Below are 24139 nucleotides of genomic sequence, written 5' to 3' on the forward strand. Positions count from 1 at the left end.
CTCCTACAAGGGGATTGCGGTGAGGCCGGGTTATTCGATGAAGGTAACCACGCCATCCTTCAGCGATTTCACGCGAGCCAGCGATTCAACGCGATAGCCCTGCGAGTCCAGTTCGGCGCGGCCGCCCTGGAACGACTTCTCGATGACGATGCCCAGGCCGGCAACGGTGGCGCCGGCCTGCTTGATGATCGAGATCAGCGCCTGCGAAGCCTTACCGTTGGCCAGGAAGTCATCGATGATCAGCACGCGGTCGCTGCTGGTCAGGTGACGAGGGGAGATGGCCACGGTGCTTTCGGTCTGCTTGGTGAACGAGTAAACGGTCGCCGACAGCAGGTTTTCAGTCAGGGTCAGGGACTGGTGCTTGCGGGCGAAGATCACCGGCACGCCAAGGTTCAGACCGGTCATGATCGCCGGAGCAATGCCCGAGGCTTCGATGGTGACGATCTTGGTAATGCCGGAATCCTTGAACAGCGTGGCGAATTCGTCGCCGATCAGCTTCATCAGGGCCGGGTCGATCTGGTGGTTCAGGAAGGCGTCGACCTTCAGGACCTGGTCGGAAAGCACAATGCCTTGTTCGCGGATTTTCTGGTGCAATGCTTCCATGAAGCTGTCCTCTTTTGGCGCTTTGTGCGCCGAAGGTCTAGTAAAAAAGTGGTCAATTCTAGCGCTTTAACATCGCGCGTATATCAGCCAATGCGCTATTGCCACGCACGACTTTGACTTCGGTCGGTGTGTCGTCGTTGCCTTCCCACGCCAGATCGTCCGGCGGCAGCTCATCGAGGAAGCGGCTGGGCGCGCAATCGATGATCTCGCCGTACTGCTTGCGCTTGGCAGCGAAGGTGAAGGCCAGGGTCTGGCGCGCACGGGTGATGCCCACGTAGGCCAGGCGGCGTTCTTCTTCGATGGTGTCGGCTTCGATACTGGAGCGGTGCGGGAGGATTTCCTCTTCCATGCCCATGATGAACACGTACGGGAATTCCAGACCCTTGGACGCATGCAGGGTCATCATCTGCACGCCTTCGGCGCCGTCCTCTTCTTCCTGCTGACGCTCGAGCATGTCGCGCAGGACCAGTTTGCCGATGGCGTCCTCGACGGTCATCTCACCTTCTTCGTCTTTCTCGAGGGTGTTTTTCAACGCCTCGATCAGGAACCAGACGTTGCTCATCCGGTAGTCGGCGGCTTTGTCGCTGGAACTGTTGGTGCGCAGCCAGTTCTCGTAGTCGATGTCCATGACCATGCTGCGCAGTGCGGAGATCGGATCTTCGCCGGCGCACTGCTCGCGGACCTTGTCCATGAAGCGCTTGAAGCGCGACAGGCGATCGGTGAAGCGGCTGTCCAGATGTTCGCCCAGACCGATTTCGTCGGTGGCGGCGTACATCGAGATCTTGCGTTCGGTGGCGTAGTTGCCGAGTTTTTCCAGGGTGGTCGAGCCGATTTCGCGGCGCGGCACGTTGATCACGCGCAGGAAGGCGTTGTCGTCGTCCGGGTTCACGATCAGGCGGAAGTAGGCCATCAGGTCTTTCACTTCCTGACGGCCGAAGAAGCTGTTGCCGCCGCTCAGGCGGTACGGCACCTGATGGTGCTGCAGTTTCAGCTCGATCAGCTTGGCCTGATAGTTACCGCGATAAAGGATCGCGAAATCGCTGTACGGGCGGTCGGTGCGCAAGTGCAGGCTGAGGATTTCCATGGCCACGCGCTCGGCTTCGGCGTCCTCGTTGCGGCAGCGGATCACGCGGATCTCGTCGCCGTGGCCCATTTCACTCCACAACTGCTTTTCGAATTCGTGCGGGTTGTTCGAGATCAGCACGTTGGCGCAGCGCAGAATGCGGCTGGTGGAGCGGTAATTCTGCTCGAGCATCACCACTTTCAGGGACGGATAGTCGTCCTTGAGCAGCATCAGGTTTTCCGGCCGCGCACCGCGCCAGGCGTAGATCGACTGGTCGTCGTCGCCTACTACGGTGAACTGGTTGCGCGTGCCGATGAGCATTTTCACCAGCAGGTACTGGCTGGCGTTGGTGTCTTGGTATTCGTCGACGAGCAGATAGCGAACCTTGTTCTGCCACTTTTCGAGGATGTCGGCGTGCTCTTCGAAGAGTTTCACCGGCAGCAGGATCAGGTCGTCGAAGTCCACCGCGTTGAACGCCTTGAGCGTGCGCTGGTAATGGGTGTAGACGATGGCGGCAGTCTGTTCTTTCGGATTTCGCGCATTTTCCAGCGCTTGAGGCGGCAGGATCAGGTCGTTTTTCCAGGCGCCGATCATGTTCTTGATCTCGTCGACGCCGTCTTCGCCCGCGTATTCCTTCTGCATGATGTCGGTCATCAGCGCTTTTACATCGGTCTCGTCAAAGATCGAGAAACCCGGTTTATAGCCCAGCCGCGCGTGTTCCTTGCGGATGATGTTAAGACCGAGGTTGTGGAAGGTGCAGACCGTCAGGCCACGCCCTTCGCCGGCCCGCAGCAAGGTGCCGACCCGCTCTTTCATCTCGCGCGCGGCCTTGTTGGTAAAGGTCATGGCGACAATGTACTGAGCGCGGATGCCGCAGTTCTGGATCAGGTGCGCGATTTTGCGCGTGATCACGCTGGTCTTGCCGGAGCCAGCACCGGCGAGCACCAATAGAGGGCCGCCGACGTAGTTCACGGCTTCTTGCTGCCGGGGATTGAGTCGGGACATACGAAAATTCGGGAGTCGTTGACGAAATGGGCCGGCATTTTAACAGGCTCAGAGATTTGTGCTGCTCTGTCCGACTTGTGACGCACCACGCGATTCAAATTTGCCGGTTTTGTTACTTTCACGCAGGATGCGCGGAGATTTTGCGGCTAATGTTCTCATTCATGACACAAAATAACGTTTTGATAATCGTTGTCATTTGGTCATTGTTGCAGGCAACGGCATAATGCCCCGCCCACATAATCATTGCAGAGTCTAGGGAGCTAGCTTGTCTACGCCTGTCGAACCCTTGCGTTTGCTGCTACTGGCCGAAGAGCCAGCGTGGACAGCGTTATTGCGCGAGTGTCTGGCTCCTATGGGGAGCGCGGCGGTGCTGATCAGCGCGCCGAGCTGGGAGTCGGTCAGCAGTTTGTTCGAAGACAATCGCCACGCGGTGTTGTTGACGGTTCCCGCGCTGCAACCGGCACCCGGCCGTTGCAGCCTGCCGACGGTATTGCTGCTGGAACACGAACCGGAGACCGCGCCGGTTGGTGTCAGTGACTGGCTGGTGTTCGATGTTCTCGACGCCGGTATGCTGCGGCGTTGCCTGCGCCATGTGCGCGAACGCGGCGTTCTCGAAAACACTCTGCAACGCCTCGCTGAACAGGACCCGCTGACCGGTATCGCCAACCGTCAGGGGTTCCAGACTTTGCTCACCGCGCGCCTTGCCGAAGGTGACGGTCGTGGCCTGGCCCTCGGGCATCTCGACCTCGATAATTTCCGCCACGCCAATGACGCTCTCGGTCATCAGGCCGGCGACCGCTTGATCCTGCAAGTCGTCTCGCGGCTGAAAAGTCAGCTGGAGGCCGGCGATCAACTGGCGCGCCTCGGCAGCGATGAGTTTGCCCTGTTGATCGACACCCGCCGCGCACCGCAACGCGCCGAGTGGATGGCTGAACGCATCACCGAAGCCTTGTCTGAACCCTACTGGGTCGACGGCGAAAGCCTGCTGATCGGTTCCAGCCTCGGTATCGCCCATGCTCGCGCACAGGGCGGCGCCGATCCGCTGATGTGGCATGCGCACATCGCTATGCAACAGGCGAAAAGTACCCAGGGCTGCACCTTCCATATCTTCAATGAACGCATCAATCGCAATGCGCGGAGCATGGCCGACCTCGAAAGTGAACTGCGCCGGGCCTTGCGCCGCGATGAACTGGAACTGCATTACCAGCCACGGCTGAATCTTGAGGACGGCCAGATCGTCGGCCTCGAAGCCTTGGTACGCTGGCGTCACAGTGAGCGCGGTTTGCTGCCGCCAAGTGAGTTCGTGCCTTTGGCTGAACAGAGCGGGCTGATCGTGCCGTTGGGTTACTGGGTGATTTCTCGTGCGCTGCGTGACATGCAGGCCCTGCGCGAGCACGGTTTGCCGGCGCTGCACATGGCGATTAACCTTTCTTTTCGCCAGTTTCAGGACAGCCAGTTGCTGCCGACCCTCAGCCGTCTGATTGCCGAGCGAGGTGTCGAGGCGCAGTGGCTGGAATTCGAGCTGACCGAAACCGCGGTGATGCGCCGCAGCGATCTGGTCAAGCAGACCATGGACGCCCTTGGACGCCTCGGCGTGCGCTTCTCGCTGGATGACTTCGGCACCGGGTTCTCGTCGTTTGTGCACCTCAACAGCCTGCCGATCACCTTGCTGAAGATCGACAAGAGCTTTGTCGGCGGCATGGAGAAACGCGAAGAGAATCGCAAACTGGTGCACGCGATGATCAACCTCGCGCACAACCTGCATCTGGAAGTGGTGGCCGAAGGGGTGGAAACGCCGGAGCAGCTCGATTTACTGCGCGGGTTTGGCTGCGATCAGGTGCAGGGGTATCTGATCAGCCGGCCGTTGCCGTTGGCGGAACTGGTTGAGTACCTGACGTTTGGCTCAAGCCAACAGCCAGCCCTGGAAATTGTCAGCTAACTCCATAACTCAATTTGGAACAACATTTTGGCGAGGGGATTTATCCCCGATCGGCTGCGAAGCAGTCGCAAAACCTTAGCACTGGGAACATCTTATAAACCCCAGCTACCGGTTTTGGGGCGGCTTCGCCACCCATCGGGGATAAATCCCCTCGCCACAAAGGCTCACTCCTACAAGGGATCTCAGTCAGGCTGCGCGATTGTGTAGTGACTTGATGGCGCAGGCTCACGCCGAATCATCCGCTTCATCTTCCACTCAAACGCCAGCGTCAAACTCACCGCCGCACACGCCAGGCCCAGCGCCAATCCCCACCACACGCCCGTCGGCCCCCAGTTCAAGTGGAACGCCATCCACCACGCCGCCGGCGCACCGATCAGCCAATAGCAACCGAGCCCGACCAGAAACGTGGTCTTCGCGTCCTTGAGTCCACGGATGCAGCCCATGGCAATCGTCTGCGTACCGTCAAAAAGCTCGAACCACGCCGCCACCGCCAGCAGGCTCACCGCCAGCCGAATCACTTCGGCAAACGCCGGATCGTTGTGGTCCAGAAACAACCCGACCAATTGATTCGGCAGCAGCCAGAACACCATGGCAAAACCCAGCATCACCACCGCACCGAATACGATCCCGACCCGACCGGACATGCGCGCAACGCTCAATTGCCCTGCGCCGTAATGCTGGCCGATGCGCATGGTGATCGCGTATGACATGCCGGCCGGCACCATGAACGCCACCGAAACGATCTGCAGGGCGATCTGGTGCGCACCCATTTGTGTGCTGCCCATGGTGCCCATGCACAGCGCCGCGAAGGCGAACAAACCGACTTCCACCGCGTAGGTGCCGCCAATCGGCAGACCTAGGCGCCACAACTCTTTCAAGTATTGGCGGTTAGGCCGCGACAAACCGGCACGCAATGGATAAGCGTCGTAGGCCGGATGCCGGCGGATATGCCAGGCCAGCGCGAGCGCCATGCAGTTGGCGACAATCGCCGTGACCAGACCGATGCCCATCAGGCCCAGTTTCGGCAGCCCGAACATGCCGGTGATCAGTGCGTAATTGAGCAGAAAATTGGCCACCGTGCCGCCGAGGCTGATGACCATCACTGGAGTGGCGCGGCCAATCGCACTGGTGAAGCCGCGCAGGGCCATGAAGCTCAGATAGCCGGGCAGGGCGAAGGGCAGGGCGATCAGAAACTGGCCGGCGGCAGTGACGTTGGTTTCGGTCTGGCCGAACAGCAGCAACAGCGGTTTCAGATTCCACAGCAGCAACCCGGCACCCAGTGCCATCAGCCACGCCAGCCACAATCCGGCCTGAGTCAGGCGCGCGGCGCCAATGATGTCGCCGGCGCCCTGACGGATCGCCACCAGGGTTCCGACCGCCGCAATCACGCCGATGCAGAAGATCGACACGAACGAATAGCTCGCCGCGCCCAGTCCACCGCCGGCCAGGGCTTCGGGGCTGATGCGCGCCATCATCAGGGTGTCGGTCAGCACCATCAACATGTGCGCCAACTGTGAAGCGATCAACGGCCCCGACAGCCGCAGAATGGCCCAGAGTTCGGTACGCACAGGATGTTGCATGGTCATCACCACTCATCAATAGAGGGAACAGGAGACCGTCGATTCTCGGGGTTTGAAGGCGCTTTCACAAAGGGATAAAAAGGATGGGTAGCATGATTAAAACTCATGCTGAGCAGATTCTGCTAAGTTGCCGACATCCCGCCACAGGAGCTTTGTGCATGTCCCGCCGACTTCCTCCGTTGTATGCCCTGCGCGCATTTGAAGCGGCGGCGCGGCACAGCTCGTTCACGCGCGCCGCCGAAGAGTTGTCGATCACTCAAAGTGCGGTCAGTCGACACATTCGTACGCTCGAAGAACATTTCGCCTGTCGGCTGTTTCACCGCAGCGGGCGCAATCTGCAACTGACCGAATCAGCGCGGATGCTCTTGCCCGGTATTCGCGAAGGTTTTACCGCTCTTGAGCGCGCCTGTAACACCTTGCGCGCCGAGGACGACATCCTGCGCATGAAAGCGCCATCGACCCTGACCATGCGCTGGTTGCTGGCGCGGCTCAGTCGCTTCCGTCATTTGCAGCCGGGCAATGAAGTGCAACTGACCAGTGCCTGGATGGATGTGGATTCGGTGGACTTCAACCATGAGCCCTTCGATTGCGCGGTGCTGCTCAGTGATGGGCATTTTCCACCGGACTGGGAGGCCAGCCTGCTGTTTCCCGAGGAGCTGATTCCGGTCGGTGCGCCGAACCTGCTGAATGATCAACCGTGGGATGTTGCGCGACTGGCCAGCGCCGAGTTGCTGCACCCGACCCCGGATCGCCGCGATTGGCGTAGCTGGCTGGAGCACATGGGCTTGTCCGATCAGGTATCGCTCAAGGGCGGGCAGGTCTTCGATACGTTGGAGTTGGGCATGATCGCGGCGGCTCGTGGGTACGGCGTGTCGATGGGCGATCTGCTGATGGTCGCCGAGGATGTGGCGCAGGGACGTTTGAGTCTGCCGTGGCCGACAGCGGTCGCCAGCGGATTGAATTATTACCTGGTGTGGCCAAAAACTCGCCCGGGAGGTGAACGTTTGCGCCGCCTCAGCGACTTCCTGCAAGGCGAAGTCCGTGCCATGGCGCTGCCGACCGTCAAACGCTTGAGCTGAAACGTTCGAGCCGCCACAATGCCGGCCTTCTGCCATAACCCTGCTGAGTGCTCAAGTATTCGGGTTTTCCGCCGACTACGAGCAAGTGGAACCGTCGTGCCGGTATCCACGAGCCACCCCCACTATTAGAAAATTATCCGAGCTGCGGTCAAGGAGGATCGAAAAGTTCGGCCAGGAGCTGTCCATGTCTCAACCTCGCGCTCGGATCGCATCGCAGCTGGGCCTCGCGCTCGCTGTGATTCTGGCGATCGTCATCAGCGGCAGTACGGTGTTCGCCTTGCGTTCGCTGGATACCGCCAACCTCGCCACCCGTGAAGAGCATCTGGCCAGTGAGGCGCGGCTGCTGGCTGACCAACTGAGCACTTTTCACGGCACGCTGCGTGAAAGCACGCAGCGTCTGAGCGGGTTGTTCGAGAAGCGCTTCAGCGCAGGTCTGAGTATTCACCCGAGTGAGCCGGTGAGCGTTGCCGGCACCCAGACCCCGGGCCTGCACCTGGGCAGCGAAGTGTTGAACAACAACTTCAAGGAAGTCGACGATTTCAAGCAGATGACGGCGGGCGTCGCCACGCTGTTCGTGCGCAGTGGCGAAGACTTTGTGCGGGTCAGCACCTCGCTGACCAAACAGGACGGCACCCGCGCCATCGGCACCTTGCTCGATCACGCGCACCCGGCTTACGCGAAGTTGATGGCGGGGCAGGGTTATGTCGGCCGCGCCTTGTTGTTCGATCGCTCTTACATGACCCAATACACCCCGGTGCGTGATGGCAGTGGCAAGGTGATTGCCGTGCTGTTCGTCGGTTTCGATTACACCGACGCGCAGAATATTCAGTTCGACAACCTCAAACGTTTCCGCATCGGCCAGAGTGGTTCGCTGGCGTTGCTGGATGAGCAGAACAAATGGCTGGTTCCGCCAGCAGGCGTGCAGGCACTGGATCAAGCCGTACCGGTGATCAATGGTCTGGTGAAGACCCCGGGCAAAGGCGAGTTCTGGAGCGACAAGTCGGAGGACTTCTACAGCATTGCCGTGCCGTTCGATGGCGGGCCGTGGTCGGTCGTTGCGAGCATGCCGAAGTCGGAAATTCGTGCCGTGACCTGGAGCGTCGGTACGCAACTGGCCATTGGCAGCCTGTTGGCGATGTTGCTGGCGGTGGGGTCGGTGGTGTGGTTGCTGCGCAGCAAACTCGCGCCGCTGAGCGATCTGGTACGACAGGCTGAAGCTCTGGGCGCCGGTGATCTGAGCGTGCGCCTGAACGTGTCGAGTAATGACGAAATCGGTCAACTGTCCCGCGCTTTCAACCAGATGAGTCAGGCTTTATCGACCATGGTTGAGCACATCCGTCGTGCCTCGCAAGAAGTTAACAGCCGTGCGCAGGCGTTGTCCGGTTTGTCCGGCGGCGCATACGAAGGCATGGAGCAGCAGTCCGGCGAAATCACCAGCATGGCCGGTGCGGTGGAAGAGTTCAGCGCGACCTCGCTGAACATTGCCGACAATATGGGCGCGACCCAGCGTCTGGCGCAGGAAAACGCTCAGCAAACGCAGATCGGTCGCAGTTCGATGGAAGAAGCGTCGTCCTCGCTGGAGCAAATCGCTGGCGCTCTGAACAGTACCGCCACCGTGATCAACACCCTCGGTCAGCGTTCGCAGGAAATCGGTGGCATCGTCGGCGTGATTACCTCGATTGCCGAACAGACCAACCTGCTCGCGCTTAACGCGGCGATTGAAGCGGCGCGTGCCGGTGAGCAAGGTCGCGGCTTTGCCGTGGTGGCGGATGAAGTGCGCAGTCTGGCTTCGCGTACTCGTCAGGCCACCGATGAAATTTCCAGCATGATCCACAGCATCCAGCAGGAAACCGGCAACGCGATCAGCACCATGGAGCAGGGCAATGTGCTGATGCAGGAAGGTTTGTCGCGTAACGCTAATGTTGCGTCGGCGCTGGCGCGGATCGATGAGCAGAGCCGTTCGGCGGGGCAGCAGTTTGCTGCGATTACCACGGCGACTCAGGAGCAGAGCAGCACTGCGACGCTGTTGAGCAGCAATTTGCAGAGCATTGCGATGGCCAACAGTGAGCAGCGCGAGGTGGTGTCCAACCTGGCCGTGACCGCCAAGGAACTGGAAGGTCTGGCGGCCGAACTGCGTCAGGAGGTTGACCGGTTCCGTTAAGGCGCCGGTGCCTTATTGATACACCGAGAGGTCCTCACTGGAGTCGACCTCTCCCCATTCGCCGGTGTAGGCGACAGCTTCAATTGGCACCCGACCGGCATCGATGACGCGTTGCAGAGTGTTGGTCATGTGCATGCTGTCGCGTTGCTGCGGCGACAGTTCGGCACGCAGTCGCACGACTTCCGCCCAGCCTTCGGGAGTGAAGCGCAAAAGCCCCATGTACTGACCCTGAACGTCATCCACCGATTGTGGCTTGTTGCCGATTTCCGCCAGCGTGTGCGTGGCGGCCAGGCGAAAGGTTTCGGCATCCAGCAATGGGTCGCCGAAACGCTCGGTCCACAGCTGCAACCAGTTGGGGTCGTAGGTTACGGCCAACGCCGCGTCGCTGTTGATCAACGACTGCACGGCCACAGGGCTGTAGAAAATATCCGAATAGCTGACGATGCACGGCTGACCCTGAAGCCAGGACTCGGCGCAGGCCAGTGACGAAACCATATTGGTCTCGGCCCAGCGCGGGTTGTGAAACTCGCTCAGACCACGCTCTGCCAGCAGCTCGCGCTTGTAACCGGTCACCACCGCGATGTCGCTGATACCCGCTGCCCGCAATGACTCCAACTGCCATTCCAGCAGTGGTTTACCGCGCAACTCGACCAGACATTTTGGGCGTTCATCGGTGAGGCTTTTCATGCGGCTGCCACGTCCGGCAGCCAGAATAATGGCTTTCACTACAGGTCTATCCCGTGAATGCTTCATTGGAGTCGGTTTCGCCAAACAGGCGCTGCAGACGCTGAAGGTCGTGCACCGCGAAATCGCTTTCACGCTCCGGGTGCCACATCCAGCCCTGCCACGGTAGTTGCAGGTGGCGGATCGCTTCGATTTCGCCGTCCTCGCTGCGCGCCAGCACCTCGAACCCGAGCGGGCAATCGGCGAGGGCGAAGGTGTGATAGCTATTGACCTCGGCGACGATCTGCCCGGATAGCTGATGCCGGGTGCGTACATGGCCGGTGACCGGTTTCAACGAGACACCCGACCAGTGCGCAAGCATTTGCATGCCCCGGCAAATCCCCAACAATGGCAGATGGCGCGCATGGGCGTGGTCCAACAGCCTGCTTTCAGTGAGGTCGCGAGCCGGGCACTGACCGATGTCGTTGCCGCCCGACAGCACGATGGCCTGTGGGTTAACCGCTGCCAGCCAACGATCGAGGTCGTCGGGTGATTGCCAGCCGTTTGGCACTGGCACAGGGATAAAGCCTGCCGCCTGCACAACCGCGATCAGGCGCTGATCCAGCGCGTCACGGCTTTCGCCGCGTTCTGGATGCATGTCGACACGTTGGCTGATCGCGACCACTTTCATGACATCAACTCCACTCGGCGACCCGGACAATCGAGGTGCAGAAAGTCTGCCGTCGACCAGCGACGGTAGAGCACTTCGCCGGCGCCAATCACTGCTGGCAAGCCAAGCTCACCGGCACGGATCGCCATGTGCGAATTGGCCCCGCCCCACGCAGTGATCAGCCCGGCAATCGGGTAGGCGAACAGCCAGTCAAACCCCGGATCGGCGTTGGGAATGCAAACAATCGCCCCGGCGAGTTTTTCCCGGTCATCACACAGCACCACCGGCGCGGTCACGCGTTTTTGCGTAATGAAATTGGGCGCAGTTTCCGGCCACTCGAAACACCAGACATCTTCTGGGCAGGTGATCACCGGCGGCAGCGACATCTTGAGTGTTTCGGCGTAACGCGCCTTGCCTTGTTCGATGCTGCGCAACAGCAGCTCTTTCGGGTCCGCCGCTGCTACGTGCAGCTCCTGGAAAGCGCTGATGTCGCAATAAGCCAGATCCTCGCGACCAATGCCGTACTGCGCACCGACCTGAGCGATCAAGGCCAAAGCATCGGAGAGGTTACGCGTGAAGTGAAACTTGGCCAGCTCGCGCAACTCGATGCCGTTCTGCAGGAAGTCCAGCAGCCCCACCGGATCAGGCTGCAGGCCATGGATTTCGAGCTGTTTGACGATTTCGCGCATCTGCGGCAGCGTCAGGGAAAACGGTCGTAGCGGCTCCGGCGCAGCGGGGCTTTGCGTCCAGTCGAAATACAGCTCTGGCGCCTCGTCATAACGCGGCGAGAGGATGTCGTAAGTGCCCGGTCGCAAATGCCCGTAACGGGCGAGGAACGTGGTTTTGTCGAGGGTCGCGCGATCACGGGCCAACTGCCCGCTGACGGTGGAAACCCCGGCCATGAACGCATCGTAATCCGCCTGCGAAAACACGCCGACGCTGACCAGCGATCGAAGCATCTGCACGGCAACAAACCCGGCGCGGGCCAGGCCGGCGAAGGGCAGGGTGCCATAACGCTTGGCATCCTCCAGCAGCCAGTAGATGCGTTCGAGCGGGTCGGCATTGGAGGCCAGTAACTCTTCGCGACGGGCGTTGAGTACCTCAAGCTTATTGGCATCGCTGCGCCACAAACCGTCCTTGGGGTGCACGATGCGGTTGGTCAGCTTGCGCAGACTGGTGCTGATGGCGTCCAGTTCATGCTCAAGAAAACCGGCACTGCGCAAACGTTCCAGTTGCTGCGACAAGTCGAGGGTGTAGCAGGAGAAAACGATCTCGAACTCTACCTTGTCGTGCAGCGTCGGTTCCGCCAGCAAGCGATCAATGTAGTAATCCACCAGGCGACCGGCCAGCCCTTCATCAAGGTCGGCCGGAATGAACGAGTTGAACGACAGGCGCACATCGATATACGGCAGACCGAAAAAATGCGGCATCAGCGGGAAGCTGCGCAAGTTACGGTAGCCATAGTTGTGGCGCTGGTAAGCCCAGATCGAGTCAGTGACCAGATCCCGATACAACGAAAGCGCCAACGGTTTGGGCCGGATACCGATGATCTCGGCCGGGTTCCAGTCGGGCATCACGCCGTACACGGTGCGCTGACCGATCAGAAATGGATGCGCACGCATGCCCCGTTCGACTTTGCTCTGAATGCTTTGCAGACGGGCGAACTGGGTGGCCGCGGACTCAGGCACCGCCGGCAGAATCAATGGCCGGGCTTGCAGCAGCCAGAGTGTCTCGCCTTCAGCATCGCGGGTGACCGCGAACTCGCAGTCGACCGGTCGATCACCAAACAGGCTGAGCAATTCCTCGAGCAAGGCCACCACCGGTGCGAGCGACGCGGGCGCTGCCACTGCACTGTGCGCCGCCTGCTGCCAGAGCCGGCCACCCATGCCGCCAGTGACGGCGGCGGTGTCATCGCCCTCTGACCAATTCACCACACGATACGGTGCGCAGGTGTTGGGGTCGTGAGAGAAGGCCACGCCGGAGCGCAGCACATTGCCGAGCATGGGTTGAATCAGAATCTCGTCAGTCAGGTGCACATCGCCGTAACTGGCGATGACCTGTTCGATCGCCGAGACCAGTCCAGCCTCATCGACATTCGGCACCGACAGGAAGGCGCCGGCGAACGACGCCTGCGCACTGTCCTCGCGCCCGCAACTGGAGCGTACGATCCACGGAGCGGCTGGCAGCCGACGCTGGATATCCTCAACGCAGGCGCGCTGATCCAGTTGCCAGTCCGCCACAGTGAACGCCAGCAACGGCGCAATGTGCGCCGAGGCGAGCCGCCCTTGCAGGCTGGTCAGGGTGCCGGCCTTGGTTGAGAAATGCAGGGCCATCAGCGGTTATCTCAGTTGAGCAACCCAGATGTTGGTCGAGTACGGGATCTGGATCGACGGCGTCTGCAGGCTTTTCAGGTAGTCGTCGATGGCCGCGATCACTTCATGGAAGCTGGCGCCAGCCTGACGTTCCAGCGTGGCGTGCGAGCGCCAGGCTTCGAGGCATTCTTCGATCGACTGCTCGTGAATCACACGGGCATCCAGATGCACGACCGGGCCGAACAATTCGCTGGCGTCGATCACGGCGGTCTGGTCTTCACGACGGGTGCCGTAGCCATAACCGGCTACGCGCTCTTTGATGATGGCTTCGATGCGCGCCTGGATCGGGTCTTCCAGATTGCGGTGGTTCCACATGCAGGCAAACCAGCCGCGTGGCTTGAGAATGCGCGCGGTTTCCTTGAGCGCCTGCTGACGGTCGCAAACATTGAAGGAGCTGCCGAAAGTGACCATGTCGAACGCATGCGCCGCTTGACCGGTGGCTTCACCGGTGCCTTCGTGCCATTTGACATTGGCCAACTCGGCGGTGCGCTTTATGCCGTTGGCGCGCATCGCATCGTTGGGTTCTACCGCTGTGACATCCAGGCCGCGGGCGGCCAGCATCAGCGTCAAGTGCGCAACACCCGCGCCGACGTCGCAGAACTTGTCGCCTTGCTCGGCACCGGCAATCGACAGCATGGCGTCGATTGCCGCGTCGGCGTAGTCAGGGCGCTTCAAATAGGCATCGGCCAGGGTGGTGTAGTCCCATTCGGTTTTCATAGTCAGTTCCTTCCAAGAATTTTAGGGAGCAAATCATCGGCCAGACGCTGGCTGGAGCGTTCGTGATCGAACTCAACCAGGCAGTCCGCCGCCAGCGGTTCATCAATGTCCAGGTCGAGCCCGGCAACGTTATGCAGTTCGCCCGCATCGAAACGGCGATAGATGTCCTTGGGGTCGCGGCGACGCAACTCCTCGACGGGCACCTTCAGATAAATCTCGAAATAATTGGGTAGATGGGCGCGGTTCCACTCGTGAACCTCGCGAAACAGCGAGATCGTGGCGATCACCACGGTTTGTCCCTGCGCAGCGATCATTTTGCACAGGCGAGCGTATTGCAGGGCGAGCGCGAGGCGACCCTCGCGGCCGTGGTTTTGCGTGCTGCTGGCGGCGGCGCCAAATACCTCGCGCAATTCATCGCCATCGAGCATTACGACCGAGCGTCCTTCAGCACGCATTCTGGTAACGAACTCACCGGCAAGCGTTGATTTGCCCGCTCCTGAAAGGCCCGTAATCCAGATTACCTGTCCACCAGCATCACGTTTCATAGTGTTCTGACTTGTGTTCGATTGGAATGTATTGGCAGGCTGTTCCCTCGCATGAGGTCAGGCCTGCTTTTTTAAGGTTTGTCGCGCTCGCTAATGTCTCCGAAAGAGTCAATCGAGAGCGGGCAATACTTCGACTCGTGCCGGTATTCAATCAAATCGTGGAACACTTCCTGAGGCAGGGGCAAGTCGCTGTACTGTGCCTGGTAGAACTTGTTGTATATGTAATAACTGTCTTCTGGTGTCAGCAGGCTGAACCCTAACGCCATGTCTCTGAGCTCATTACTGCTTCTGGCGATTGGCAACAAGTTGTCCATTTGATTCAGCCAGGTGTTGACGGAGAGATTGTTCTCGTCAGTAAACGGCACGTAATAAATCGGCAGTTTGCAGGTGTTGAGCATGAACGACACACCACCGGTGGATGCGTCGGTAATGACGGTGTCGCATTGTGCATAGAAAACCGTGCTGCTGGTGCCTGCCTTGTCGATGGTTATCCAGTCATAGGCAGACAGCTCTTTGCACAGAGCCTGTACGGTCGGATGGGAAAGTTCGGCCATGTACGGACGCAAGATGAACGTCGCGTGGGGAATTTGCGATTTGACTGCATTGATGACGGCCTGCAGGTTCTCATACAGCGTCGCCCCGTTCGGGCAGATACCCAGTTGAGTCGGCAGAAGCCCTACGACATAGTCGTCCGAGGTTTTTGTCGATGGCGGTGGTGACTCGAAATTACCGGGAATCTTCACCGGCAACGTGGCCACCGGGCTGGTGCTGCGCATGTCCGAACGCAACGCCAGTCCATCGACCAACATTGTTTTCAGGGCCTTTCTGTCGCGACGGTATGCCTGCATTCCGGCCGTAATCAAATCAAAGCCTGACCGGGAAGAAGCGATGATCACATCCCAGTAAGAGGTCAACTCGGCGTAGTAATACTTGTCTTTGGTCGGCATCCCGACATTGCCGTGACTGATGAAAATGCCAAAATTCGAGTTATCCAGCAGGCGTCCGGCATAGGCATCATTTGAAATGATAACCTGCGATTTCAAGCTTGCAATGAACTCATTGCCAATCTGCTCTACCGGGAAATCAAGGACGGCTTCGACTTCCTCTCTGCTCAAGCCGGTACGATCAGTGTTAATTACGATACAGTTATATTTTTCTCGAAGCGATTTAAGCGCTGGAATCAGATACTCGAGATATGTTTTGCCACCGTCCGCCACGTTGCTGAGCAAGTAAACATTTTTCATGATGAGGTTTTGCTTTCAAAGTTTATTTAAATAAGAACAATGCCAGACGGAGTCATAACGCCGGACAGGCCTTTTTAGTTGTCTGAATTTAAATTAATGAATTGAATAGCTTTGATAAACATTAGAAATCTTGTCCATGATGTCCCGCCTCCATTTCCACGCTGAATAATGCTCTATGTCTTGACGATAGACGGATAATTAGCAAAAAGAGCGCCGCCGTTATATCACATCTCGGCCAATGGCCATCAGCGCTCGGACGTTTATTTTTCAGGATCGTCCGTTTACGAGCAGCGCCGATGTTCATTGTGTTGCCGGCCGGTACTGCAAAGCCTCCGCCAGGTGTTCGCGCGTGATGTCTTTTTCCTGGCTCAGATCGGCCAACGTCCTGGCGACCTTGAGCAACCGGTGCGCCGAGCGCAGTGACAGGGTCAGCCGTTCACAGGCAGACTCCAGCCAGGTTTCGTCGGCTGTGGATAACTTGCAGTGCCGCTTCAACCCCGGCAGATCAAGAAACGCGTTGGCGCAACCCTGGCGTTTCTGTTGGCGTTCCCGTGCCTCGGCCACGACGGCCGCCGCACTGGCACTGTCCTCTCCTGGTTTCACCTCTGGATTCAACGCTGTCGCCTCCCGCGCGACCGTCAGGTGCAGATCTATCCGATCCAGCAACGGCCCCGACAGTTTGTTGCGATAACGCTGCACCATGTCCGGTGTACAAGAACACTTGCCGCTCGGTTCGCCAAGATATCCACAGGGACACGGATTCATTGCCGCCACCAACTGAAATCGCGCCGGAAAGCGCACGCGATCCTTGGCCCGGGCGATCACGATGAACCCCGACTCCAAAGGCTCTCGTAAAACTTCCAGCACCTTGCGATCAAACTCCGGCAGTTCATCGAGAAACAGCACCCCGTGATGGGCGAGGGTGATTTCGCCGGGTTGCGGTTTTGAGCTGCCACCGACCAGCGCTGGACCGGAGGCCGAATGGTGCGGCTGGCGGAAGGGGCGTTGTGGCCAATGGGTCAGTGGCGCGCCGCTGGCAACGGATTGAATCGCTGCCACTTCCAGCGCTTCGCATTCGGACAGTGGTGGCAGCAGTCCCGGCAAGCGGCTGGCCAGCAGCGTCTTGCCGGTCCCCGGTGGCCCGCTGAACAACAGGTTGTGCGCTCCCGCCGCCGCGATCAGCAGCGCACGTTTGGCTGCCATTTGCCCCTGCACTTCGTTGAGGTCGGGATAGGGTCTGGCGGCATGAATCAAGCCGTCCGAAACATAAGGTTCCACCGGCGTATGCCCGTTGAAATGCGCCACGGCTTCCAGAAGATGATCCACTGCGTACACCTTCAAACCCGAGGCCAGACACGCTTCCTCGGCATTCGCCCGCGGCACCACCAGCGCACGACCCGCCTTGCGCGCCGCCAGCGCTGCCGGCAAAACCCCGCGCACCGCTCGTACCGCGCCGGACAACGCCAACTCACCCAGACATTCCACATCATCGAGCGTCAGACACGGCACCTGCACACTCGCCGACAGAATCCCCAGAGCAATCGCCAGATCAAACCGCCCGCCATCCTTGGGCAGATCCGCCGGCGCCAGATTCAAGGTGATCCGCCGCGCCGGAAACTGCAGCCCGGAATTGATGATCGCGCTGCGCACCCGATCCTTGCTCTCCTTCACCGCCGCCTCGGGCAGGCCGACCATGGTCAGCGATGGCAGACCGTTGGCCAGATGAACTTCGACGGTGACAGCGGGAGCATCCACGCCAATCTGGGCGCGACTGTGGACGATGGAGAGGGACATGGTCGTTCCTTGAGCTGAATCGGGGGCCGCTTCCTGCGGGTTTTTGAAGGGTAGTCTGGGGAGAGGGAGTTGGTCGGACAGTTTTAAGGGCGAACTTTCACTGGATGTTGCCGGAGGCACTAATCCTCAGGCATAAAAAAACCGCCTGTCAGGCGGTTATTTTGGCGGTACTCAGGTTCCACCACCGGCGAGCCAACCATCGGGCTCCATTTCCTTGCCATAGGTCGCGGCCACTTTCAGAAAATGCCGCTGACTGGCTGAAACTCTGTCCGGCAATCCGAGTGCCTCGGTACCCGGTTTGGACACCCGTGCCGGTTGGGTTTTCTGCTTCTTCTGCTTCATAAACACCTCACGTGCCGGGATGCTTGATTCGATCTTATTGGTCGTCCAATGGAAAGACAAGGCGACCGGTTGTATCAAAATAAAATCCCAGCGTTTGATAGTAAGGGATGGCGCCTGAGTCTGGCTCTTGTACTTCGATTTGCGTGCACCCCAGCTTCCGGGCGTAGAACTCTGTTGTCAGCAATGCCATCGGAGCGATCCAGCCCCGCAAGGTATTCGTCTTGCAGGTGTGTCCCTGCAAAAGGACGATTTTCATGCAGATCGTGCTTCTTCGCGGTGTTGCGTAGCACAGTCCGCACAGTTCTTCTTCGTACCACAACGCCAAGTCCAGCCCTTTTGCATCTTTGGTCTTCCAGTCCAAAACAGCGTCCCAAGGATACCCAGCGGGGCCGGTCCACTGGTGGAATGCGTTGATTGCTACTGGAGTAATCGGATCGATCCTGAGTGATAGAGCATCAACTCCAGCCGCCAGGGCTCCTGGGTCCATGGACATTGCTTGATGTGCGAGTTTGCGCGATTCAGATTTGAGTGTCTGATTTCGAAGCTCGGTACCTTTGCCTTTTCTTCGCATCGTCTTGTTCTGTCGGGATCAATATGCAGACGATATCGAAGGCATTGATGCTTACGTAATCAGACGTAGGGGACGGTCCTCGTAGGACTGTGCTTGCGTTAGTGAAGGACGTTGGAGATGGCCAGTTCAGGATGTGAGGGGGCGGAGAGGCAATACTTGATGTCGGCATGGATGAGGGTTTTACGCTGCTCTCGATCGTAAATGAGCTTTGACTCCTGAGCGGTACTGAAGGATCCTCCCGCTCGAGGACTGCAACTGCGCATTCGTCGGGACTGGGCACCAGCAAAGCTCCCCCGCATTTTTGGCAGCAGAGAAAGCTGGTTTCTCTGAAGTAGTGACGACGGGCTAGCCTGTCGGATTCTGAACCCAAGGCCGTAAAGCCAGGAGCTAAAGAATCGCTGCGACTACTCTTCTGAACACAAAAAAGGCGTCCTATGGACGCCTTTTTTATTTTTGACTCAGGATCTTCTACCGGCCAGCGGGCCGCTTGGCTCAAGCGCTGGCCCACATGTAACAGCAACTTCAATAAATCGCCGTTGGTTGGCTGACATATCCCCAGCCAACCGGAGTGCTTCGAGATGTAGTTCAACAATCTGAAGAAGCTTTGCCTTTCGCTTTTTTGGGCTCATACGCACCTCGTGCGATTGGGTTGTTGATTTCGATGTTATTGACCGTCCACAGAAATGACAAGCCGGTTGGTGTGGTCGAATTCGAACCCCAGTTTTCGGTAGTAAAAAACAACATTCGGATCAGGATCCTGAATCTCGATTTCTTTGCATCCTAGCGCTCGCGCATAGTGATCTGCGACAAGCAGAGCAATCGGCGCGATCCTGCCGCGAAGCGGGTGCGCACTGTCCGGATGCCCTTCCAACAGAATAATCTTTAAGCAGATAGAGCTTGCGCGCGGGGTCGCATAGCACATGCCGCAAAGAATCTGTTTGTACCATATCGCCAAATCCAGACCTTTCGCATCTTTACTTTTCCAGTCTGCAACGTCATTCCAAGGGAAAATTGTTGGCCCCTCCCAGAGAAAGTATTGCGTTATCGCTGCTGGGGTAATTGGCTCAAACTTGACCGCTGCTGCATCAATATTCGGGATTCTCGGGGCAATGTTCTTGAGAAAGAATTTGTGGGCGATCTTTCGCGAGTTTGATCTGAATGTCTGGTTACGAAGATCCGTTGCTTTGCCTTTTCTTCTCATTGTTTTCATCTGTTTGGATCTGGTCGCAGAAGATAGCCAGCAGAGAGGGGGCAGCGAAATCAGACGTGGGGGACGCGTTTTGTAGGACGTTACTTCTGTGAGAGGGGGATTTCGGAGTAGGGGGCTGGAGAAAATGAAGACATAAAAAAGGTCATTTCAGTGGCATCACTGAAATGACCTTTGGTGAGGTTGCAGCGCAAAAATTCAGATCAATTGCAGAGCCTTTCTCCACCATGAGTTCACAGCCGTACGGTTTACCTGTTCTCGCTCCGTCACCATGTGTGGCACATCTTGTAACCGTATCCACGGCTGGTTATTCCAGTGCAACAAACTCAACGTCATGTCCGGCCAACTGAGCAGGCTCAGGTGTGGACGTTCGCTTGTGGTGGGGTGTTGGGCGTCGCGCAGGGTGGGGATGACTTGGTGGGTGAGCCATTCGCGTAGCGCTCGGTATTCGGGGCAGTAGTGGTAGACGAGGAGGGCGTAGATGCCGGATTCGCTGATCAGCAGGGTTTTTTCGATCTGGTTGTGGATGAGGATTTTGCGGGTTTGGTATTGGTCGGGGTCGAGTTTTCGCAGCATGCGTTCGTTGAGATGGATGTGCAGCAGGCGGCTCAGGTCTCGGGCGCAGAACCAGGGTTGTTTTTGGATGAGGAGGGCGTGGAGGGGGAGTTTGTGGCGGGTGAAGATGTAAGGCTTTAAATAGGTTTCTTCCATGGTGCAGTTCTCGAATTCGAATGAAGAAAACTGCCTCTGATCGTCGCCAAACGATAGGGGTGGCAGCTATGCGCAGGTTGGCGAACCGGTGAATCCGGAACCGGCAGACCCTAAGGTCTCCCACGCACAGCCGCCATAATTCGAGATGGGAAAAGTCCCAGGGACGAACATGGTCGCAATGCGTCGAACTCTATCCAGGTCGCCAAACCCGGTGCTGAACATTCAGCATCGGGTGAGCTTAGAAACCTGGGCTTTTCGGCGCAATCGGACGGCGGTGTTGCAGGTTGTAGGACGTTGCCGGGATGGTTGAAGGGCTGGAGATCAAAAGATCGCAGCCTTCGGCAGCTCCTACAGGGGGCGCGGATTATTCAGCGGGCGGTGTCAGCTTGGCTTCCATCTCGGCAACTTTGGCTTCGAGGCTTTCGAGGCGGGCTCGTGTGCGGGCCAGTACAACCATCTGACTATCAAATTCTTCACGGCTCACCAGGTCGAGTTTGCTGAACGCACTTTGCAGCAGCATCTTGAACTGGCTTTCGATTTCGGCTTTCGGTAGCGGCGTTTCGCCGTTGAACAGGCGGGAGGCGGTGCCGCTCAGGGCGTCGAGGAAGTCTTTGGGCGCGAGCATGGGAAATGTCCTGGAAACAATGGCCGGCAGTGTATCACGCAGTGTCTATAGTCATTTGCGCAGGCTGGGATGCACGCTTTTCGCGCAAACGGATGGACGGCGGCGCACCGTTGTTGTGCGTATCCACCGGGCGTTTTGTACGAGCGTGTCTGCGGCAGCGGCCAAGGGATTGAAATCAGTGGGTTTTGGCGAGATGGCAAGGTTTCTGCTTAGTCACCTTCGACCCATGCACTGATGCAGTCGCTGTGACGAATGCAGTGCGGCAGGCGAAGCGGGGAGTTTCGTCTGATGCGGTTAGCTGGCGTCAGCGATGCGTTACAAAGCCAGGCACTGCGCTTAGACTTGAGTCGGGTTTGTTTTCCTGGGGCAAGTCCACCAATTCGGGAGAGAGTTTCATGAAGCTAGTCACTGCCATCATCAAGCCGTTCAAGTTGGACGACGTGCGCGAGTCGCTGTCCGAAATCGGCGTGCAGGGCATTACCGTTACTGAAGTCAAAGGCTTCGGCCGGCAGAAGGGTCACACCGAGCTGTATCGCGGCGCGGAATATGTGGTCGATTTTCTGCCCAAGGTGAAAATCGACGTGGCCATCGACGACAAGGATCTGGATCGGGTTATCGAGGCGATAACCAAGGCGGCCAACACCGGCAAGATCGGTGACGGCAAGATCTTCGTGGTCAATCTGGAACAGGCGATTCGCATCCGTACCGGCGAAACCGATACCGACGCGATTTAAACGCCGCCACAAACCCCAACGCCCCAGGAGAAAACAATATGACTCTGCGTAAATTCGCAGGGCTAGGAGCCCTGTTGTCCATCGTAATGCCCAGCCTTGCTATGGCGGCAGACGAAGTGGCGGCCCCAGTCCTCAATTCCGGCGACACTGCCTGGATGCTCACCTCGACAGCCCTCGTGCTGTTCATGACCATCCCGGGCCTGGCGCTGTTCTACGGCGGCATGGTTCGCTCGAAAAACATTCTTTCCGTGATGATGCAGTGCTTCGCCATTACCGGTCTGATCAGCGTTCTGTGGGTCATTTATGGCTACAGCATCGCGTTCGACACTACCGGCATGGAGCAGGGCGTCGTCAACTTCAACTCCTTTGTCGGCGGCTTCGGCAAGGCGTTCCTCGCGGGCATCACGCCAGCCAGCCTGACCGGGCCTGCGGCGCTGTTCCCTGAGGCGGTGTTCGTCACCTTCCAGATGACCTTCGCGATCATCACCCCGGCGCTGATCGTCGGTGCGTTCGCCGAGCGGATGAAGTTCTCCGCGATGCTGATCTTCATGGGCATCTGGTTCACCCTCGTTTATGCGCCGATCGCGCACATGGTCTGGTCCGGTAATGGCGGCCTGCTGTGGGACTGGGGCGTGCTCGACTTCGCGGGCGGCACCGTGGTGCACATCAACGCCGGTGTGGCCGGTCTGATCTGCTGCCTGGTACTGGGCAAGCGCAAAGGTTTCCCGACCACGCCGATGGCTCCGCACAATCTGGGTTACACCCTGATGGGCGCGGCGATGCTGTGGGTCGGCTGGTTCGGCTTCAACGCCGGTTCCGCTGCTGCGGCCAACGGCACTGCCGGCATGGCGATGCTGGTCACCCAGATCGCTACCGCGGCTGCCGCACTGGGCTGGATGTTCGCCGAGTGGATCACCCACGGCAAACCTAGCGCACTGGGCATCGCCTCGGGTGTGGTTGCCGGTCTGGTTGCAATCACTCCGGCTGCCGGCACCGTCGGCCCGATGGGCGCACTGGTGATCGGTCTGGCGGCGGGCGTGGTGTGCTTCTTCTGCGCCACTACCCTGAAGCGCAAACTCGGTTATGACGACTCCCTCGACGCGTTTGGCGTACACGGTATCGGCGGTATCCTCGGCGCGATCCTCACCGGTGTGTTCGCCGCACCGTCGCTGGGTGGCTTCGGCACTGTGACCGACATCGCCGCACAAGTTTGGATTCAGTGCAAAGGCGTCGGCTTCACCGTCATCTACACCGCGATCGTCACCTTCATCATCCTCAAGGTCCTGGACGCCGTCATGGGTCTGCGTGTGACCGAGGAAGAAGAGTCGGTAGGCCTCGATCTGGCACAACACAACGAACGCGGCTACAACTTGTAAGTACGCGCATTGAAAAACTTGCCCGGCTTGCCGGGCATTTTTTTGTCTGGAATTTGTCGATCACGATACAGCTGAATGGATTTTTCATACGGCTTTGGTCGTGTTTACGACGGGCGTTTTTCTGCGGCCAATGGCTTACATCATTGCAGGAATATTAGGGCCTTTGTTTTTTCCCAGAGCGCGCTAGAATGCGCCCCGAACGTGCGGAGAACTGTATGTGGCAACAGACTCTGATAACCCTGCGGGCACGGCCCCGGGGCTTTCATCTGGTAACAGACGAGTTGATCAACGGCCTGCCTGAACTCAGGGAGTGCCGGGTCGGTCTGTTGCATTTGTGGCTGCAGCATACCTCGGCGTCGTTGACCATCAACGAGAACGCCGATCCGGCGGTCCGTCGCGACTTCGAACGATTTTTCAATCGTCTGATCCCACAAGGAACAGACGGCTATGAGCATAACGACGAAGGCCTGGACGACCTCCCGGCGCACTTCAAGGCCAGCGTGCTTGGCTGCCAGATCAGTCTGCCGGTTTCGGCAGGTCGGTTGGCACTGGGGACCTGGCAAGGCGTTTATCTGGGCGAGCACCGTGATCATGGCGGTGCTCGAAAAGTCCTCGCCACCTTGCACGGTGAAGGGGCATAAACCGTTGGTCACCAATGGTTACTGATTTTTTAACGGCGACTTTCGACAGTTGCCAAAGCTGGTCTATAACTAATCTGCTTTTCGCAAGTCATGAGGTAGAACATGAGCGACGATGATCTGGAAAACGACGACCTCGAAGTAGGCGACGAAGACGAGGCCGAGGAAGGCCTGGAAGCAGCAGCGGAAGACGTTGCTGATGACGATGGCGGTGACGATACGCCGGCCCCGGCTGCCAAAGGCAAAGCCAAGGCTGCGGTGTCGGTTGATGAGTTGCCGAGCATTGAAGCCAAGAACAAGGAGCGCGACGCCCTGGCCAAGGCCATGGAAGAGTTCTTGTCGCGTGGCGGAAAAGTGCAGGAAGTGGAGGCCAACGTGGTCGCCGATCCGCCGAAGAAGCCGGACAACAAGTACGGTAGCCGCCCTATCTGAGGCGTGCCGCTTGCTTGCTGAAAAAGCCCGCCGTCGCTGCGGGCTTTTTCATGCCTGAAATAACAGGG

The 24139-nt window shown here is 58.6% G+C and carries 22 protein-coding genes; 7 read left to right on the forward strand and 15 right to left on the reverse strand.

Annotated features, from left to right (window positions below; translation table 11 throughout):
* Positions 1-30 precede the first annotated feature (30 nt).
* Entirely contained in the window at positions 31-603 is a 573-nt protein-coding gene (locus JFT86_RS07515; protein ID WP_025113230.1) for a xanthine phosphoribosyltransferase, read from the reverse strand.
* Between the two features lie 58 nt (positions 604-661).
* Positions 662-2671, reverse strand: coding sequence for a DNA helicase Rep (gene rep / locus JFT86_RS07520; protein WP_201236314.1), 2010 nt, complete (start codon positions 2669-2671; stop codon positions 662-664).
* 265 nt (positions 2672-2936) lie between these two features.
* Between rep and JFT86_RS07525 the strand changes: the two genes are divergently transcribed.
* A complete protein-coding gene (locus tag JFT86_RS07525) occupies positions 2937-4610 on the forward strand; it encodes a bifunctional diguanylate cyclase/phosphodiesterase (protein WP_201236315.1) in 1674 nt (557 codons plus the stop codon).
* A gap of 182 nt (positions 4611-4792) precedes the next feature.
* Here JFT86_RS07525 and JFT86_RS07530 read toward each other — a convergent pair whose 3' ends face one another.
* Positions 4793-6190, reverse strand: a complete 1398-nt coding sequence (locus JFT86_RS07530; protein WP_201236316.1) for a NorM family multidrug efflux MATE transporter — start codon at positions 6188-6190, stop codon at positions 4793-4795.
* 158 nt (positions 6191-6348) lie between these two features.
* Here JFT86_RS07530 and JFT86_RS07535 point away from each other — a divergent pair, with 158 nt between their 5' ends.
* Positions 6349-7269 carry a LysR substrate-binding domain-containing protein gene (locus tag JFT86_RS07535; protein WP_201236317.1) on the forward strand — a complete coding sequence of 307 codons (921 nt, stop codon included), beginning with the start codon at positions 6349-6351 and terminating at the stop codon, positions 7267-7269.
* A gap of 184 nt (positions 7270-7453) precedes the next feature.
* The gene (locus JFT86_RS07540; RefSeq protein ID WP_201236318.1) at positions 7454-9430 is read left to right on the forward strand and encodes a methyl-accepting chemotaxis protein; all 1977 of its coding nucleotides are present in this window, start codon (positions 7454-7456) and stop codon (positions 9428-9430) included.
* A gap of 12 nt (positions 9431-9442) precedes the next feature.
* On the opposite strand, the gene JFT86_RS07545 is transcribed toward JFT86_RS07540, so the two are convergent.
* The 12 genes from JFT86_RS07545 to JFT86_RS07600 form a co-directional block, all read right to left on the reverse strand.
* Positions 9443-10156, reverse strand: coding sequence for a phosphocholine cytidylyltransferase family protein (locus JFT86_RS07545; RefSeq protein WP_201231715.1), 714 nt, complete (start codon positions 10154-10156; stop codon positions 9443-9445).
* Between the two features lie 7 nt (positions 10157-10163).
* On the reverse strand, positions 10164-10784 hold the full coding sequence (locus JFT86_RS07550) for a gamma-glutamyl-gamma-aminobutyrate hydrolase family protein (RefSeq protein WP_201231714.1): 621 nt from the start codon (positions 10782-10784) through the stop codon (positions 10164-10166).
* Complete coding sequence (locus JFT86_RS07555; protein ID WP_201231713.1) at positions 10781-13096, reverse strand: PEP-utilizing enzyme; 2316 nt, start codon at positions 13094-13096, stop codon at positions 10781-10783. Before JFT86_RS07555 ends, JFT86_RS07550 begins: the two co-directional genes overlap by 4 nt.
* A 6-nt stretch (positions 13097-13102) precedes the next feature.
* Positions 13103-13852 carry a class I SAM-dependent methyltransferase gene (locus tag JFT86_RS07560; protein WP_201231712.1) on the reverse strand — a complete coding sequence of 250 codons (750 nt, stop codon included), beginning with the start codon at positions 13850-13852 and terminating at the stop codon, positions 13103-13105.
* Positions 13853-13854: 2 nt separating this feature from the next.
* On the reverse strand, positions 13855-14397 hold the full coding sequence (locus tag JFT86_RS07565) for an adenylyl-sulfate kinase (protein WP_201231711.1): 543 nt from the start codon (positions 14395-14397) through the stop codon (positions 13855-13857).
* 71 nt (positions 14398-14468) lie between these two features.
* Positions 14469-15641, reverse strand: coding sequence for a hypothetical protein (locus JFT86_RS07570; protein ID WP_201231710.1), 1173 nt, complete (start codon positions 15639-15641; stop codon positions 14469-14471).
* A 300-nt stretch (positions 15642-15941) separates the two neighbouring features.
* Positions 15942-17435, reverse strand: coding sequence for a YifB family Mg chelatase-like AAA ATPase (locus JFT86_RS07575; protein ID WP_201236319.1), 1494 nt, complete (start codon positions 17433-17435; stop codon positions 15942-15944).
* A 171-nt stretch (positions 17436-17606) separates the two neighbouring features.
* Positions 17607-17777, reverse strand: a complete 171-nt coding sequence (locus JFT86_RS07580) for a hypothetical protein (RefSeq protein WP_171057229.1) — start codon at positions 17775-17777, stop codon at positions 17607-17609.
* A gap of 34 nt (positions 17778-17811) precedes the next feature.
* Positions 17812-18348: an N-acetyltransferase gene (locus JFT86_RS07585; RefSeq protein WP_201231708.1), complete on the reverse strand. Its 537-nt coding sequence runs from the start codon at positions 18346-18348 to the stop codon at positions 17812-17814.
* Positions 18349-19012: 664 nt separating this feature from the next.
* Positions 19013-19558: an N-acetyltransferase gene (locus JFT86_RS07590; protein WP_347340310.1), complete on the reverse strand. Its 546-nt coding sequence runs from the start codon at positions 19556-19558 to the stop codon at positions 19013-19015.
* Between the two features lie 195 nt (positions 19559-19753).
* Positions 19754-20266, reverse strand: coding sequence for a Bro-N domain-containing protein (locus JFT86_RS07595; protein WP_201236320.1), 513 nt, complete (start codon positions 20264-20266; stop codon positions 19754-19756).
* Between the two features lie 364 nt (positions 20267-20630).
* Positions 20631-20891, reverse strand: coding sequence for an accessory factor UbiK family protein (locus JFT86_RS07600; RefSeq protein ID WP_201229224.1), 261 nt, complete (start codon positions 20889-20891; stop codon positions 20631-20633).
* Positions 20892-21286: 395 nt separating this feature from the next.
* Here JFT86_RS07600 and glnK point away from each other — a divergent pair, with 395 nt between their 5' ends.
* The 4 genes from glnK to sutA all read left to right on the forward strand — a co-directional run bounded on the left by glnK (position 21287) and on the right by sutA (position 24071).
* Positions 21287-21625, forward strand: a complete 339-nt coding sequence (gene glnK / locus JFT86_RS07605) for a P-II family nitrogen regulator (protein ID WP_002555808.1) — start codon at positions 21287-21289, stop codon at positions 21623-21625.
* A 38-nt stretch (positions 21626-21663) separates the two neighbouring features.
* The gene (locus JFT86_RS07610; RefSeq protein WP_201236321.1) at positions 21664-23001 is read left to right on the forward strand and encodes an ammonium transporter; all 1338 of its coding nucleotides are present in this window, start codon (positions 21664-21666) and stop codon (positions 22999-23001) included.
* 215 nt (positions 23002-23216) lie between these two features.
* Positions 23217-23642 (forward strand): secondary thiamine-phosphate synthase enzyme YjbQ, encoded by a 426-nt coding sequence (locus JFT86_RS07615; protein ID WP_201148218.1) that lies wholly within the window; start codon positions 23217-23219, stop codon positions 23640-23642.
* Positions 23643-23744: 102 nt separating this feature from the next.
* Positions 23745-24071, forward strand: a complete 327-nt coding sequence (sutA, locus tag JFT86_RS07620; RefSeq protein WP_007920420.1) for a transcriptional regulator SutA — start codon at positions 23745-23747, stop codon at positions 24069-24071.
* Positions 24072-24139 lie beyond the last annotated feature (68 nt).

Source organism: Pseudomonas sp. TH06 (genome assembly GCF_016651305.1).
Taxonomy (GTDB): Bacteria; Pseudomonadota; Gammaproteobacteria; order Pseudomonadales; family Pseudomonadaceae; genus Aquipseudomonas.